Source organism: Halomonas sp. AOP12-B1-6, assembly GCF_052379225.1.
GTDB lineage: Bacteria > Pseudomonadota > Gammaproteobacteria > Pseudomonadales > Halomonadaceae > Vreelandella > Vreelandella casei.
Genome location: NZ_JBQSYK010000002.1, coordinates 206510 through 219533, shown reverse-complemented (window position 1 = coordinate 219533; position 13024 = coordinate 206510). Strand labels below are relative to the sequence as shown.

Genomic DNA, 13024 nt, shown 5'->3' with positions numbered 1-13024 from the left:
GATTGCGGTGGGGTTTCCGCTATGCTCTATTGAAAGACTAGGCTCTATTAAAGCAGTATCTGATCCGTGCTTACTTTTTGTTACGAAACACCTCAAGGAGTTCATCATGATTGATTTAGCCGCTCTGCTAGGCAGTGACGCCGACAGCTTGCTTAACCATACGTGCCAGGGAGTTCGTCGTGAGGACTTGCATCTTCCTGGCCCTGATTTTATTGACCGCGTGATGGCCGATAGCGACCGCAGTCCATTGGTACTGCGCAATATGCAGGCGTTTTTCGATCATGGGCGTTTGGCAGGCACTGGCTATCTCAGCCTGTTGCCGGTAGATCAGGGCATTGAGCACTCGGCAGGCGCCTCTTTCGCGCCTAACCCGCGTTACTTTGACCCGGCCAATATTGTCGAGTTAGCCCTTGAAGGGGGCTGCAACGGCGTGGCTTCAACGCTAGGCGTTCTCTCTTCCGTAGCGCGACGTTATGCTCATAAGATTCCAATGATGTTAAAGCTCAATCATAACGAAACCTTGAGCTACCCGGCGATATACGATCAGACGCTATTTGCCGATGTGGAGCAGGCCCACGACATGGGCTGCGTGGCAGTAGGGGCGACTATTTATTTTGGCTCTCACGAGAGCCGTCGGCAAATCATGGAGATTAGCGAGGCTTTCGAGCGCGCCCACCAGTTGGGAATGGTGACGGTATTGTGGGCTTACCTGCGTAATCCTGAGTTCAAACAGGGTAGCAACGATTATCACGCCTCGGCTGACCTCACCAGTCAAGCCAATCACATGGCCGCCACCCTTAAAGCGGATATCGTTAAACAGAAACTGCCTGAGAATAACGGCGGCTACAACGCGGTTGGCTTCGGGCATACCCACGATAAAGTGTATAGCGAGCTGACGACTGATCATCCCATTGACCTGGCCCGCTATCAGGTAGCCAACTGCTTTATGGGCCGTGCGGGTTTGATTAATTCCGGCGGTGGCTCCAAAGGACACTCTGATCTTGGCGATGCAGTACGCACGGCGGTTATTAACAAGCGTGCGGGGGGAATGGGCCTGATTTCTGGGCGCAAAGCATTCCAAAAACCGATGCAGGAAGGCGTTGATCTGCTGCATGCGATTCAGGATGTCTATCTCTCTACCGACGTGACGATAGCCTGATCGGTCTCTACGGCAGCGCTTGGGGGAATGAGCGGGGCAGGGCGTGCTGGGTACGCCCTATTGATGAAGTTTAAACGCGCCCTGACCCACTACGACGGCATTACCGCCAACCGTGACGAAACCAGGTTCGATCTCTCCATTGGCGGCGGTATGAATAACGCTGGGCCGCCCCATTTCATCGCCCTGATGAATCGTGCACTGCAAGGCATCTGGCTGGAGTGAGGCCAAATAGCCCGTTAAAGCGGCTGCGGCGCTGCCGGTGGCCGGGTCTTCACAGATACTCGCGTGCATACAGAACATACGGCTGCTGATCTGGATGGTTGTGTTGTTTGATGGCTCCGTTACGTATAGGTAGACCTGCTCTGCGCTGCTCGTCATCACCGAACTTCCCCATAGTGCGTTGTCGATGCTGATGCGCACCAACGCTTCATGATCGACTAACTCGATCAGATGAAAGGGTAGTCCGAAGGACGAAAATACGGGGCTGCCAATCACCTGGTGGCTTTCCAATCCGAGGAGCTTAGCCGCGGTGGCATGATCAATAGTGCTGCCCATGACCTTGGCCCGCTGAGCGGTAGTAAAGGTGGCTCTTCCCTGTTTATAACTAACCATTAGCTCGCCGATAGGGGGCTGTAGAACAACCTCTTGCGCAGGGTTGACTAGGTTCAGCTCTGCTAACAGGCGCGCGGTGCCTACCGTGGGATGTCCGGCGAAAGGCAGCTCACGCGTGGGCGTGAAAATACGCATCGAGTAGTGATTCGGCCCAGCAGCCGCGCCTAAAAACACCGTTTCAGCAAGATTAAGCTCATTGGCCAAGGCCTGCATAGTGCTGGTCGCCAGCCCATCGGCCTCCAGAAAGACGGCCAATGGGTTGCCGGCAAACGGCTGGTCGGTAAATACATCGAGTAAATAGTACTCAACGGTTTTCATACCGTTCTCCCTTTAAAGTGAGCGTTTCCAAAAGGCTTTTTGGCCCTCTTTTTTTGCCTGGGCGCGGCTGATACCAATATCTTTTAGCAAGCGGTCATCAAGTGTCAGTAGCTGGCGGCGGCTGCGACGGAGCTGATGGTATTTTCGTAACGTGGCGCTTAACTGGTAGCGAAGCTGAGTAAGGTTGAGGCGTAGCATGACGGTGCTCCTTGAATGCGATATGCCTCATTAGGTTACTCAGCGTCGCTATGACGATACAGATATAGAAATTTATATTATAAAGATACAGATGAAGTGTTTTATCACTCTGTATGGGCTATAAATAGCTATCTGTATTGTTGCAGCGACAGCGAGGAGCCACTGCCGTGACGCGTTATGAAGAAGTTGCCAATGCGTTACAGGAGCGTATCGAGCACGGTATTTATCGTGTGGGCGATCGTTTGCCTTCTATTCGCGCGGTTTGCCAAGAGTTAGGCGTTAGCATTTCCACTGCGCAGGAAGCTTACCGGCAATTAATGGACGTGGCGTTGATTGAGTCACGGCCTAAATCGGGTTATTTCGTGTTGCCGAGCAGGGTGCCGCCAGTTCTGCCGTCCATGTCGCGACCCGCGCAGCGCCCATTGGACGTTTCTCAATGGGATCAGGTGCTGGAACTCGTCGCTACCCAGCGGGATGATGCGCGGCTGTTGCTTGGGCGTGGCGTGCCGAATCTTGAGTATGAGACGCTGCGGCCGCTGTCAAAAATTCTTGCCAGCCTACATCGCCATAATGACTTAATGGGATTCAATTACGACAAGCTGAGCGGTAGCCCCGAGCTGCGTCAGCAGGTGGCTCGACTGGCGATTGCCTCCGGCTGCTTGCTGCACCCTGACGACATTATGGTGACCACTGGCTGCCAGGAAGCGCTGTCCATTTCGCTGCGCACTCTCACACAGCCTGGTGATGTGGTGGCCGTGGACTCGCCCAGTTTTTATGGCACCATGCAAATTCTCAAGGCGATCGGCTTAAAAGCGCTGGAAATTCCTACCGACCCACAAACCGGTATCAGTCTGGAAGCTTTAGAGTTGGCATTAGAGCAATGGCCGATTCGGGCGATACAGGTCACGCCGACCTTCAATAACCCGCTGGGCTACACCATGCCTGAAGCACGCAAGCGGGCGCTGTTTCAGCTTGCCCAACGCTTCGATGTGGCGATTATCGAGGATGATATTTACGGGGATTTGTCATTTAACCTGCCTAGGCCGCGCACCGTTAAATCCTTTGATGACGATGGTCGGGTGATGCTGTGCAGTGGCTTTTCCAAAACGGTGGGCCCGGGGTTGCGGGTAGGTTGGTTGGCGCCGGGCCGCTATCGCGATCAGGCACTGCATATGAAGTACGTCTCCACCGGCGCTTCAGCCACGCTGCCGCAATTAGCGGTGGCGGAGTTCGTTGCTAAAGGCCATTACGAGCGCCATGTGCGTTACGCCACCCGCCAATACCAACGCCAGCGCGATATCATGATCAGTTGGGTGCAGCGCTACTTTCCTGAAGGTTCGGGCATTAGCTACCCACAGGGGAGTTTTTTGCTCTGGGTGGAGTTGCCTGCTGCGGTGGACTGCGTGAAGCTTAACGAGCGCTTAGCCAAGCGTGCAATTCACGTAGCACCAGGGTCGCTGTTTTCAGCTTCTGGAAAATTTCGCCAGTGTCTGCGCCTTAACTATGCCTTCACGCTAACACCGGTTATAGAGGATGCCGTGCGTACAGTGGGGGAGTTTGCCGCAGACATGGTGGAAGAGGCGCAGCAGCATGAACATGGCCTGTCTGCGCTATAACGTAGCCGTGTGTCATAAACTAATGGTGCTGCCGCGCACCGGCGTTAAGCGGCCATGGTCGATAATGGGGCCAGTGGGCTGCCCAGCGGGTGCGCCTCCATGAGGCTCAATACTGACGGCTAAATCGGCAGTGAATAACCGCTCGCGTAGTTGAGCGCTCGGCTGCAAGCGCTGGCTGCCTTGGTCGGGTAAAAGGCCTAGCGAAACTGGCGTGCCGTCGGCGATTAGCCACAGCTCACCCGTTTGTTCACGGCCCAGCTGGGTCGGTTGCACAGTCTGAACGAGCAGCTCTCCATCGGCGGTTGCGCTGATAATCCATCCCGGCGTTTGTGATTCATCCTGAACGACGAATACGGCCTCCCCGGAAGGAATCGTCGTCAGCGCGGCCTGTTGCCATAGCAATCCCAATGCAACGGCGATCGCGCCAAAACTGGCAGCCATCGCCTGCCAGGCACCTAAGCGCTGCCACCACGGGGTGGTACGCGTCCCCGTCGCATGGGTAATGCGCTGCCAAATCTCTTTTGGTGGCGTTTTAGGATCAAGGCGCTCATTAAACAGCTGCAGATGCTCGCGCCAGTTGTCTACGTCATTACGTACGTCGTGGCTGACAGCAAGCAGCGCTTCAAAGCGTGCTTTTTGGTCGCTGTCCAGCACTCCTAGTACGTACTCGCCAGCGGCTAGATGACGTTCCTCAGCACTGGTTAAATCCCACTGGTCAGACATGTTTTTAACCTCTCGAGTCCACGGCGAATCCAGCTTTTGACGCTACCCAGTGGCTGGGCTAAGGAGTCGGCCAGTTCGCTGTGGGTTAGCCCTTGAAAGAAGGCCATTTCCATGACTTGGCGCTGCTGACGGCTAAGCGTGTCTAAACAGTCTTGGAGCTTGCTGTTCTGCTGTGCGCTCATGCTGTCGTCTTCAGGATCATCGGTGCTAAACAGTGTTTCCAGCAACGGCTCATGAGCGGTTGCATCCTGCGGTTTTTGGCGTCGCAACCAGTCAATACCAATGTTGCGGGTCATCGTTGACAGCCACGTCATCGGCTTAGCCCGCGTTTCATCATATTGGTCGGCAGCGTGCCATATCTTGATAAACACATGTTGTAGGCAGTCCTGTGCAGCGCTCTCGTTTCTGACTATACGCAGCAACTGCGCATACAGATGCGCCGATGAGGCACGATAGAGGCGTTCGAGGGCCTGGCGATTGCCATGCGCACAGCCATTGAGCTGGTCGATCAGGTATTGATGACGTTGAGTCGCGTCTAACATTCAGGATCTCTGCAGAACGAACCGATCCACCAGTCTTGGCGAGTCGCGCGTTGAAGGCAAGCGTACTGAGTCAGTTGGCTAGAATTTTTTTGTGAGAATTGTGCATCCACACAGATCTTAGCCACGTAAACATTGGTGAGCCTGCATTAAAGGGGCCTTTTAATGACAAACCAATAATGATCATCAGGAGATGCCCGAATGAAACTCAAACTTCTTGCTGCTAGCCTATGTGCAACCGCTTTATGGACCAGTGCTGCTTTGGCGGATCATGGCCCCACTAATGTTGGTGGCGCTAGCATGTTGCCTGAGCGCAATATCATTCAGAATGCCGTTAACTCCGGCGACCATACCACGCTAGTCGCAGCAGTTAAGGCCGCTGAGCTGGTGGATGTGCTACAGGGTGAAGGCCCATTTACCGTATTTGCCCCGACGGATGAAGCCTTTGCGGCTCTGCCTGCTGGCACAGTAGATACCTTGTTACAACCTGAAAATATTGAGCAATTGCAGACTGTTCTTACCTACCATGTGGTGCCCGGTAATCTAAACCGTGATGCCCTGTGGGAAGAAGTGATGGAGAACGACGGTACCGTTGCCTTCCAAACCGTACAGGGCGAGTACCTGACCGTGGTGCGTAACGGCAATAACCTGATGGTCATGGATGCTCAAGGTAACGGCGCTAACATCACCGTTATTGATGTGGCCCAATCTAACGGCGTGATCCACGTGATTGATAGCGTCTTAATGCCCTAAGCATTAGCCGCTATTTATTCTGCGCTAACTCACTCGTCGCCGGGCTTCCCGGCGACGAGTGTCGTTTGTTGGCGGGGCGTGTAAATAGTCTGCGTGCCTGAGCTGCTTTCTTTCGTGTGATGCACCCGTTGGCATGATCATTAATGAGCCCCATTGCCTGCATAAATGCAAAGGCCGTAGTCGGGCCCACAAACTTCCAGCCCCTTTTCTTGAGTGATGTTGATAGTGCTACAGACTCAGGCGATGTTGTCTGCGACTGCGGCTCTTGCAACGGATCTAACGTCGGCTCAAACCCCCAGAAAAACGCGGCAAGCGACCCCTCCTGTTCAATCATTTCCAATGCGCGCTGCGCGTTATTAATGACGGCTTCAATCTTGCCCCGGTGACGAATAATCCCCGCGTCCTGCAGTAAGCGCTGTACGTCGTCTTCGTTAAAGCGGGCGACCTGATGAATGTCGAAGTGGTGGAAGGCCGCGCGAAAGTTCTCGCGCTTGTTAAGAATGGTGCGCCAGCTCAAGCCTGATTGAAAACTTTCCAAGCACAGCTTTTCAAATAGCCGTTGGTCGTTGTCGACCGGGAAGCCCCATTCATTGTCATGATAGGGAAGAAACTCCGGTGCGCCGCCACACCACAAGCAGCGCGGGTGTCCATCGGGGGCGATAAACTCGTTAGCCATGCGTTGCCTACCTCTCAATCAAACCATTCTTTGGCAGTACGCCATAAGCACATACCGATGAAATAGGCCGATGCAATACCCCACCCCCAGAGTGCCCAGGCTGCGTGCTCGGAGCTTGAGAGCAGCAGTGACGTAACGCAGGCGCACCACGCTAGAGTGATCGCAATATTGAACGGCATGAACAGACGCACCCGGAAGGGATGCAGGAACTTCATCTTTGTCACGGTGAGGATGGCCAGCAATACGATCGTGGCAAACGTGATGAACGGTGAGAGATCGAGAATATAGAAATAGGCGGCAGCGATATTCCAGGCCGCAGGAAAACCCACGAAGTAGTTATCCTGACTCTTCATGCCAACGTTGCAGAAACAGAACATCGATGACAGCAGAATGATGAACACCGACAGCAGTTCAAGATAAGACGGCAATTCAACAAAGAAGTAGATAAACAAGGCGGGAATAAAGGCCCAGGTTAGGTAATCGATCACCATATCCAGGGTCGAGCCGTCGAAATGGGGCAGTATGGCCTTCACTTCGTATTTACGGGCGAGCGCGCCATCGACACCATCCACCATCATCGCGGCGCCTAACCAGAGAAGGCAGGCTACCGGATCGTTGTCGATCAGTGACAGCAACGCCATCGTGCCAAGTAGTACTCCACTTGCCGTAAATGCGTGTACGCTCCATGCTTTGCATCGCGATGCGTGTGAGCCTGCTTGCGAAGAGAGCGGTTGAGCCACATTAACCCCGTTGAGAACATCGTGTTCTACTGTTGTTTGGTGTATGGATAAGCGTTTAAGTCGCTACACTACTATAAGTAGGCACCTAGAGAATACGCAGGCATGCTATCTAAGGAAGATTCCTGATGACTATCGTTCGTGCAGCAAACATTAATGACCTGGATGCCTTAACCGAGCTGTTAGATGGCTACCGTCAATTTTATCAGCAGCCGAGTGATATGCAGGCCGCTCGTGAATTTTTAGGCCAACGCATGGGGTTAGGAGATTCATTCATTTTGGTAAGTGAAAGCAGTGAAGGCACACTCACTGGTTTCGTGCAGCTTTATCCCGGTGTTTCTACGGTAGGCTTGAATGCGCGCTGGACGTTAAATGATCTATTTGTATTACCTGGTTGCCGTGAGAAAGGTACCGGTAGGGCGCTAATGGATGCTGCTACCCAGCTTGCTCGCGATCATGGCGTTCCCCGCCTAATATTGATGACGCAGGTTGAGAACGAGCGAGCCCAACATCTTTATGAATCGTTGGGCTGGCAGCGCAATACGGCGTTTTACGGCTATCTATTAGACGTCAAATAATCTTTATGGGATTGCCTTAGCCAAGCCACGGTGGGGTGACGATCTTAGCCGGCTCACGCTGCATGATGATCTCACCGTGGCGGACTGAAAGCAGTACCTCGCCCTGGGTGCGCAGTACGCTGTAGTCATCTTCACCCTCCAGTAAGTTGAAATTGCCGGGTTTGCCCACTTCTATGCCATAACGATCTTCAATATTCAGGGTACGCGCACTGTTATCGGTAATCAGTGACAGCGCCTGGCCGAAGTCTTGGTAGCCCATCATTTGGCAAATATGCAGGCCGAAATCTAGCGTTCGCAAAAGTTTACCGTTGCCCAGGGAATACCAGGGGTCAAAATAGAGTCTTCGGCAAAGCACACGTTAATGCCCGCTGCGTTTAACGCTTACTAAAGCAAGCGTAGCCGTGCCCCAGGCGTACCAGCCGATTTGAGTAAAACTAAGAATGACGTCGGAGAGTTTGCTGCCTTTCTCGCCAAAGCAGAAACGCCCCATCTAGGACGGCGTTAAGCCCGCTTTTACAGGCGATATAAGCAAGCGTTGCCAGCCGTAAGTTGCCTATCAGAACGATCCGTAGCAGCTGGCTATAGACGAAGCAAGAGACGTGTCAGCATATTATTTTCCAACGGCAGACAGCGTGAAGCGAAAGCGCGTTCCCATGCTCGGCTGGCTGTCGATGAATAGTCGCGTGTTATGCCGTCTCAATATCTCGGCCACAATAGCTAGCCCTAGGCCATTACCTTCGCAGCGCCCGCGGCTACCTGCCGTGCGATAGAAACGCTGAGTAATAAGAGGGATTTCCTCTTTGGTCAATCCAATCCCGGTGTCTTTCACGCAGACCTGCACACCCGAGAGCTCGTTAAGAATCGACAGTGTTATATCACCGCCCGCTTCCGTAGCAGACAAGGCGTTGTCGACCAAGTTGGTGAGTGCACGGTCGATTAACTCCAGATCGGCATCCACAAGCGCTAATCCCTCATCACTGGTAACGACGAGTGAGACCGACGCTGCTTCAGCGCGTGGCCGGAATTTGCCGACGATATCGTGAGCCAGCTCGTTGATTGAAAAGGGCTCCTTGTTCAACGGGCGATCCGACACATCAACGCGAGCCAGCAGCGATAATTGATTTGCTAACCGCGTCAAACGGTCCACGTTAGCGAAAATGGCGCTTATCTGCTGGCGATGCTTGAGATCCATCGGCGGCATCTCGTTGCCAAGTTGTTGAGCGTAGCCACGCAATGACGTCAACGGCGTGCGGAATTCGTGCGAAAGGTTCGCGATCATCTCGCGACGTTGGCGGTCATTCTCACTCAGGGCATCGAGCTGCGCTTCGATAGTGGCGGCCATATCGTTAAAAGCGTAGCCAGCACGGCCGATTTCATCATCCATGCTTGACTCGATTCGTTGGCCATAGTCGCCACCCGCAAAGCGTTGCACCGCGCGTGTCAGCCGGGAAAAGCGGCGGGTCAATAGCGCGAACAGTAGCAGCCCGACCCCACCGGCCAGCACCAGTGCTACGATGCCGGCCACCAGTAGCGAGCGCGAAATACTACTGGTTTGCCACATGCCGACCATCGACATGTGGGTATCTGCCTCTAATGACACATAAAGATAGCCGGGAGCCTGCTCTTCACCCAGTGTCACTCGTGCAGCAGAAAAGACGTTATCGTTGTCGTGGCAAGGCATTTGCGCGTAAACAGGCAGCATTGGTGTGCTCGATAGTAACTGCTGAATCGGTGCTGTATCGATGCTGGTTCCTAATCCGCAGCCTAAGTCGTTATAGGCGGCCACTACTCGCCCATCTGCATCTAGCGTGAACACTGACAAAGCCGGATTGATACTCATAATACGTTCGGCGGCGCGATGGGCTGGCACGCTATCGGCACCCTGTTCAAGCGGTACCTGCATGACCGTCGCCAAATTTTTCGCCAGGTCCAGCTGGCTACGCTGCAACCACTCGCGGCCCAACTGATCGAATTGCCCCACGGCAATCCAGGCGGTCGTCAATGACATCGCGATCAGGCTAGCCAGGTAGATCAGCGCAATACGCGCATAGAGACTACGGTAGATACGCCCCAGGGCGCGTAACAGCTTCATGGTTTTCCGCCCGCGGCCACGTCGTCGGTAAAACGGTACCCGATGCCCCACACGGTATGGATATAGCACGGGTGCGCCGGGTCTTTTTCTATCTTGCCGCGTAGTCGATTGATATGCGTATTGACGGTGTGATCGAACCCCTCGAACTCCGCTCCCCATACCAGATCAAGTAGCTCCCCACGCGAAAAGCCTCGCCCAGGATGCTGAGCGAAAAGCGATAGCAACGCGAATTCGCGCGCGGTTAACGACAGCCACTGCCCTTCCAGGCTGACGCGATGGTTGGCGATATCGATCGCCAGCTCGTGTGCCACGATCAGTTTAGCGGGTGCCCCGATCTCTGCTTGCCCGTGTCGGCGCAGTAGCGCGTGTATGCGCGCCAGCAGGATCTCGTTATCGAACGGTTTGGCGAGATAGTCGTCGGCGCCAATTTCGAGTCCGGTAACGACATCATGCGTGCCAGCACGCGCCGTTAGCATGATTAACGGCAGCGTGGCATGGCGGGCGCGAATCTCACGACAAACCGTTAAGCCATCGATCCCCGGCAGCATCAAGTCCAGCAGGATCAACGAGGCTGATTCCCAGCGTGTTAGCGCTGTCTCTCCGTCCATGACCCAATCCACGGCGTAGCCAGCGCCTTCCAATATAGTCACCAATAAGCGTCCGATATCGGGATCGTCTTCAACACATAAGATGGATCGTGACATGAGCGTAGCGTCCCAGGTGATGGACGTTCAGTTTAAACGGTCAAGATAAAAGAGGTCATCACAAAAGAAAAACGTCGAGCGCGTTATCAATTCGTGATGATTTGATGATCGGGGCTCTTCTAAAGTGCGAGATAACCGTATCAATATCGGTACGGTGATAATGATGTTTCTCAATGGAGCCAACACCATGAAAACCAATCAATCACGTATCCTGAGTGTACTGAGTGCCAGCCTGCTAGCCGGTGGCCTATTGTGTGCGGCGGGCGTAATGGCCGAGTCTAGCAGCATGGAGCAGGATTCAATGGGTCATGACGCCATGGAAAAAGACTCGATGGGCCAGGATTCGATGAGTCATGATGCCATGGGTGAAGACGCAATGGGCCAGGACTCGATGGACCATGATGCCATGGGCGAAGACGCAATGGATCAGGATTCGATGGACCATGATGCCATGGGCGAAGATTCAATGGGTGAAGGTTCTATGGGTCAGGACTCAATGGATCATGACGCTATGGGCGACGATTCGATGGAAGAAGACTCAATGATGCAGGATGAAAACAGCAACTGAACGCCGGAAGGAACGCCGGCGGCCAGACCGCCGGCAAGCTGATTCGCTGATAATAGAGGTATACCTATGAATACCCAGCTTCCTGCGGATGCCCAAAACCAAGCAAAGTTCACGCCCGAGAACCACGACACCCATTCAACCACAGTCATAAAACGTCATAGCGTGGCGACACGATTGTGGCACTGGGTCAATTTCATCACGCTGATCATTTTATTGATGAGCGGCCTACAAATTTTTAACGCGCACCCGGCGCTTTACTGGGGCGAACAGTCCTCTTTCTCACAACCCTTTCTGGCCATTCATGCCGAGCCGGACGCTGATGGTAATGATCAGGGCGTCGTCCAGCTAGCCGGGTATGAAATCGTCACCACCGGCGTACTGGGGTTATCGAGCAGTAACGGCAGGCTCCGCGAACGCGGCTTTCCCGAATGGGCGACGTTACCGGGTCCCCAATGGCTGAGCATGGGGCGTAACTGGCACTTCCTGGCAGCTTGGGTCTTCGCCCCCTCGATAGTGGCTTATCTGCTCTATACCCTGGTAAGTCGGCGCCGGCGGCAACTGATTTTTCCGACCAGGTCGCAGTGGCGCGAGATGCCGAGAACGCTCATCGACCATGCGCGCCTGCGTTTTCATCACGTCGCCGACTACAACGGCATTCAGAAGCTGACCTATATTTTGGTGTTGTTCGGATTACTGCCGATCATGATCCTGAGTGGACTTTCCATGTCGCCCACTGTTAATGCTGCCTGGCCCTGGATCACAGAACTGTTTGGTGGCCGACAAAGTGGCCGAACCATTCATTTTATCTGTGCGTTTTCACTGGTCGGCTTTTTTATTGTTCACATTGCGCTCGTATTGCTTTCGGGCGTCTTTAACAATCTACGTTCGATGATCACCGGTCGTTATCGCATACAGGCATCTCACCATGACAACGCGGAGAAAGATCATGGATAAACGCGTAGGCAAGCAACCTGACCATAGCCGGCGCAAAGTGCTTTCGGGTCTCGGTGCGCTGGGTGCAGGCGCGCTTCTCAGCGGCTGCGATCGGATGTCGAGAAACGACGCCGTGCAGCAGACATTGGGCTCGGTTGAGAACCTAACCCGTAAGGCGCAGCGTTTAATCGCTTCTCGCCAATCGTTGGCGCAGGAGTTCGATGCCAGCCAAATTGCTCCGGTTTTTCGCCCTAACGGAGAAACTAATCCCCGAGATGCCGCCTACCGACAGATGGCCGCCAACCAGTTTGTGGATTGGCGGCTGCGCATTGATGGGCTGGTTGCTCAGCCGATGGAGCTGTCGATGAGCCAGTTGCGAAACTTGCCTTCGCGCACACAGATTACCCGCCATGACTGTGTTGAAGGCTGGAGCTGTATCGGCCAATGGAGCGGTGCCGTATTGGGCGATCTATTGGATCTCGTGGGGCCAAGCGATAATGCGCGATTCGTTGTTTTTCACTGCGCCGACAACACCTTCGGCGGCAATGATTTCTATTACGAGAGCCTGGATTTGATTGAGGCGTATCATCCGCAGACATTACTTGCCTACGACCTCAACGGAGAGGCTCTGCCGATTGCCAACGGCGCGCCGATTCGACTACGCGCCGAACGTCAGCTTGGTTACAAGCATGCCAAATACGTGATGCGAGTCGAACTCGTCGACAGCTTCAAAAGCCTAAACGGTGGCAAAGGCGGCTATTGGGAAGATCGCGGCTATAACTGGTGGGCCGGTATCTGATACCGCTGTCGATTGCCTG

15 protein-coding genes and 2 pseudogenes are annotated in these 13024 nt (G+C 54.0%); 7 read left to right on the top strand and 10 right to left on the bottom strand.

Annotated features, from left to right (window positions below):
• Positions 1 to 106 precede the first annotated feature (106 nt).
• Positions 107 to 1159, top strand: coding sequence for a class I fructose-bisphosphate aldolase (locus ACT3TR_RS06295; RefSeq protein WP_444624970.1), 1053 nt, complete (start codon positions 107 to 109; stop codon positions 1157 to 1159).
• 57 nt (positions 1160 to 1216) lie between these two features.
• Here the strand turns inward: ACT3TR_RS06295 and ACT3TR_RS06290 are convergent, their stop codons facing one another.
• Together ACT3TR_RS06290 and ACT3TR_RS06285 are read right to left on the bottom strand one after the other, a co-directional pair.
• Positions 1217 to 2089 (bottom strand): PhzF family phenazine biosynthesis protein, encoded by an 873-nt coding sequence (locus ACT3TR_RS06290; RefSeq protein WP_444624971.1) that lies wholly within the window; start codon positions 2087 to 2089, stop codon positions 1217 to 1219.
• Positions 2090 to 2101: 12 nt separating this feature from the next.
• A complete protein-coding gene (locus ACT3TR_RS06285; protein ID WP_444624972.1) occupies positions 2102 to 2287 on the bottom strand; it encodes a DUF1127 domain-containing protein in 186 nt (61 codons plus the stop codon).
• Between the two features lie 167 nt (positions 2288 to 2454).
• Here ACT3TR_RS06285 and ACT3TR_RS06280 point away from each other — a divergent pair, with 167 nt between their 5' ends.
• On the top strand, positions 2455 to 3903 hold the full coding sequence (locus tag ACT3TR_RS06280; RefSeq protein ID WP_444624973.1) for an aminotransferase-like domain-containing protein: 1449 nt from the start codon (positions 2455 to 2457) through the stop codon (positions 3901 to 3903).
• Between the two features lie 12 nt (positions 3904 to 3915).
• On the opposite strand, the gene ACT3TR_RS06275 is transcribed toward ACT3TR_RS06280, so the two are convergent.
• Together ACT3TR_RS06275 and ACT3TR_RS06270 are read right to left on the bottom strand one after the other, a co-directional pair.
• Positions 3916 to 4626: an anti-sigma factor gene (locus tag ACT3TR_RS06275; RefSeq protein ID WP_444624974.1), complete on the bottom strand. Its 711-nt coding sequence runs from the start codon at positions 4624 to 4626 to the stop codon at positions 3916 to 3918.
• Positions 4605 to 5168 carry an RNA polymerase sigma factor gene (locus ACT3TR_RS06270; protein WP_444624975.1) on the bottom strand — a complete coding sequence of 188 codons (564 nt, stop codon included), beginning with the start codon at positions 5166 to 5168 and terminating at the stop codon, positions 4605 to 4607. Before ACT3TR_RS06270 ends, ACT3TR_RS06275 begins: the two co-directional genes overlap by 22 nt.
• A gap of 198 nt (positions 5169 to 5366) precedes the next feature.
• Between ACT3TR_RS06270 and ACT3TR_RS06265 the strand changes: the two genes are divergently transcribed.
• Complete coding sequence (locus tag ACT3TR_RS06265; RefSeq protein WP_096277649.1) at positions 5367 to 5918, top strand: fasciclin domain-containing protein; 552 nt, start codon at positions 5367 to 5369, stop codon at positions 5916 to 5918.
• A 10-nt stretch (positions 5919 to 5928) separates the two neighbouring features.
• Here ACT3TR_RS06265 and ACT3TR_RS06260 read toward each other — a convergent pair whose 3' ends face one another.
• Both ACT3TR_RS06260 and pcsA read right to left on the bottom strand, forming a co-directional pair.
• On the bottom strand, positions 5929 to 6594 hold the full coding sequence (locus ACT3TR_RS06260) for a DNA-3-methyladenine glycosylase I (protein ID WP_444624976.1): 666 nt from the start codon (positions 6592 to 6594) through the stop codon (positions 5929 to 5931).
• Positions 6595 to 6608: 14 nt separating this feature from the next.
• Positions 6609 to 7334: a phosphatidylcholine synthase gene (gene pcsA, locus ACT3TR_RS06255; RefSeq protein WP_176483362.1), complete on the bottom strand. Its 726-nt coding sequence runs from the start codon at positions 7332 to 7334 to the stop codon at positions 6609 to 6611.
• A gap of 125 nt (positions 7335 to 7459) precedes the next feature.
• On the opposite strand from pcsA, the gene ACT3TR_RS06250 reads away from it, so the two are divergent.
• Positions 7460 to 7909 (top strand): GNAT family N-acetyltransferase, encoded by a 450-nt coding sequence (locus tag ACT3TR_RS06250; protein WP_096277655.1) that lies wholly within the window; start codon positions 7460 to 7462, stop codon positions 7907 to 7909.
• Positions 7910 to 7925: 16 nt separating this feature from the next.
• Here the strand turns inward: ACT3TR_RS06250 and ACT3TR_RS06245 are convergent.
• From ACT3TR_RS06245 to ACT3TR_RS06230, 4 genes and pseudogenes are all read right to left on the bottom strand, one after another.
• Positions 7926 to 8287, bottom strand: a pseudogene (locus ACT3TR_RS06245) (amidohydrolase family protein); the annotation flags it as partial.
• Positions 8274 to 8499: pseudogene (locus ACT3TR_RS06240) on the bottom strand (cytosine permease); the annotation flags it as partial. The pseudogenes ACT3TR_RS06240 and ACT3TR_RS06245, both read right to left, overlap by 14 nt.
• A gap of 20 nt (positions 8500 to 8519) precedes the next feature.
• Complete coding sequence (locus ACT3TR_RS06235; protein WP_444624977.1) at positions 8520 to 10001, bottom strand: sensor histidine kinase; 1482 nt, start codon at positions 9999 to 10001, stop codon at positions 8520 to 8522.
• Complete coding sequence (locus tag ACT3TR_RS06230; protein WP_444624978.1) at positions 9998 to 10705, bottom strand: response regulator transcription factor; 708 nt, start codon at positions 10703 to 10705, stop codon at positions 9998 to 10000. Before ACT3TR_RS06230 ends, ACT3TR_RS06235 begins: the two co-directional genes overlap by 4 nt.
• Before the next feature lie 187 nt (positions 10706 to 10892).
• Here ACT3TR_RS06230 and ACT3TR_RS06225 point away from each other — a divergent pair, with 187 nt between their 5' ends.
• From ACT3TR_RS06225 to ACT3TR_RS06215, 3 genes are all read left to right on the top strand, one after another.
• Positions 10893 to 11273 carry a pentapeptide MXKDX repeat protein gene (locus ACT3TR_RS06225; RefSeq protein ID WP_444624979.1) on the top strand — a complete coding sequence of 127 codons (381 nt, stop codon included), beginning with the start codon at positions 10893 to 10895 and terminating at the stop codon, positions 11271 to 11273.
• 66 nt (positions 11274 to 11339) lie between these two features.
• A complete protein-coding gene (locus ACT3TR_RS06220) occupies positions 11340 to 12227 on the top strand; it encodes a cytochrome b/b6 domain-containing protein (RefSeq protein ID WP_444624980.1) in 888 nt (295 codons plus the stop codon).
• Positions 12220 to 13005 carry a molybdopterin-binding protein gene (locus tag ACT3TR_RS06215; protein ID WP_444624981.1) on the top strand — a complete coding sequence of 262 codons (786 nt, stop codon included), beginning with the start codon at positions 12220 to 12222 and terminating at the stop codon, positions 13003 to 13005. The genes ACT3TR_RS06220 and ACT3TR_RS06215 overlap by 8 nt, the downstream gene beginning before the upstream one ends.
• The last annotated feature ends 19 nt before the right edge of the window (positions 13006 to 13024 follow it).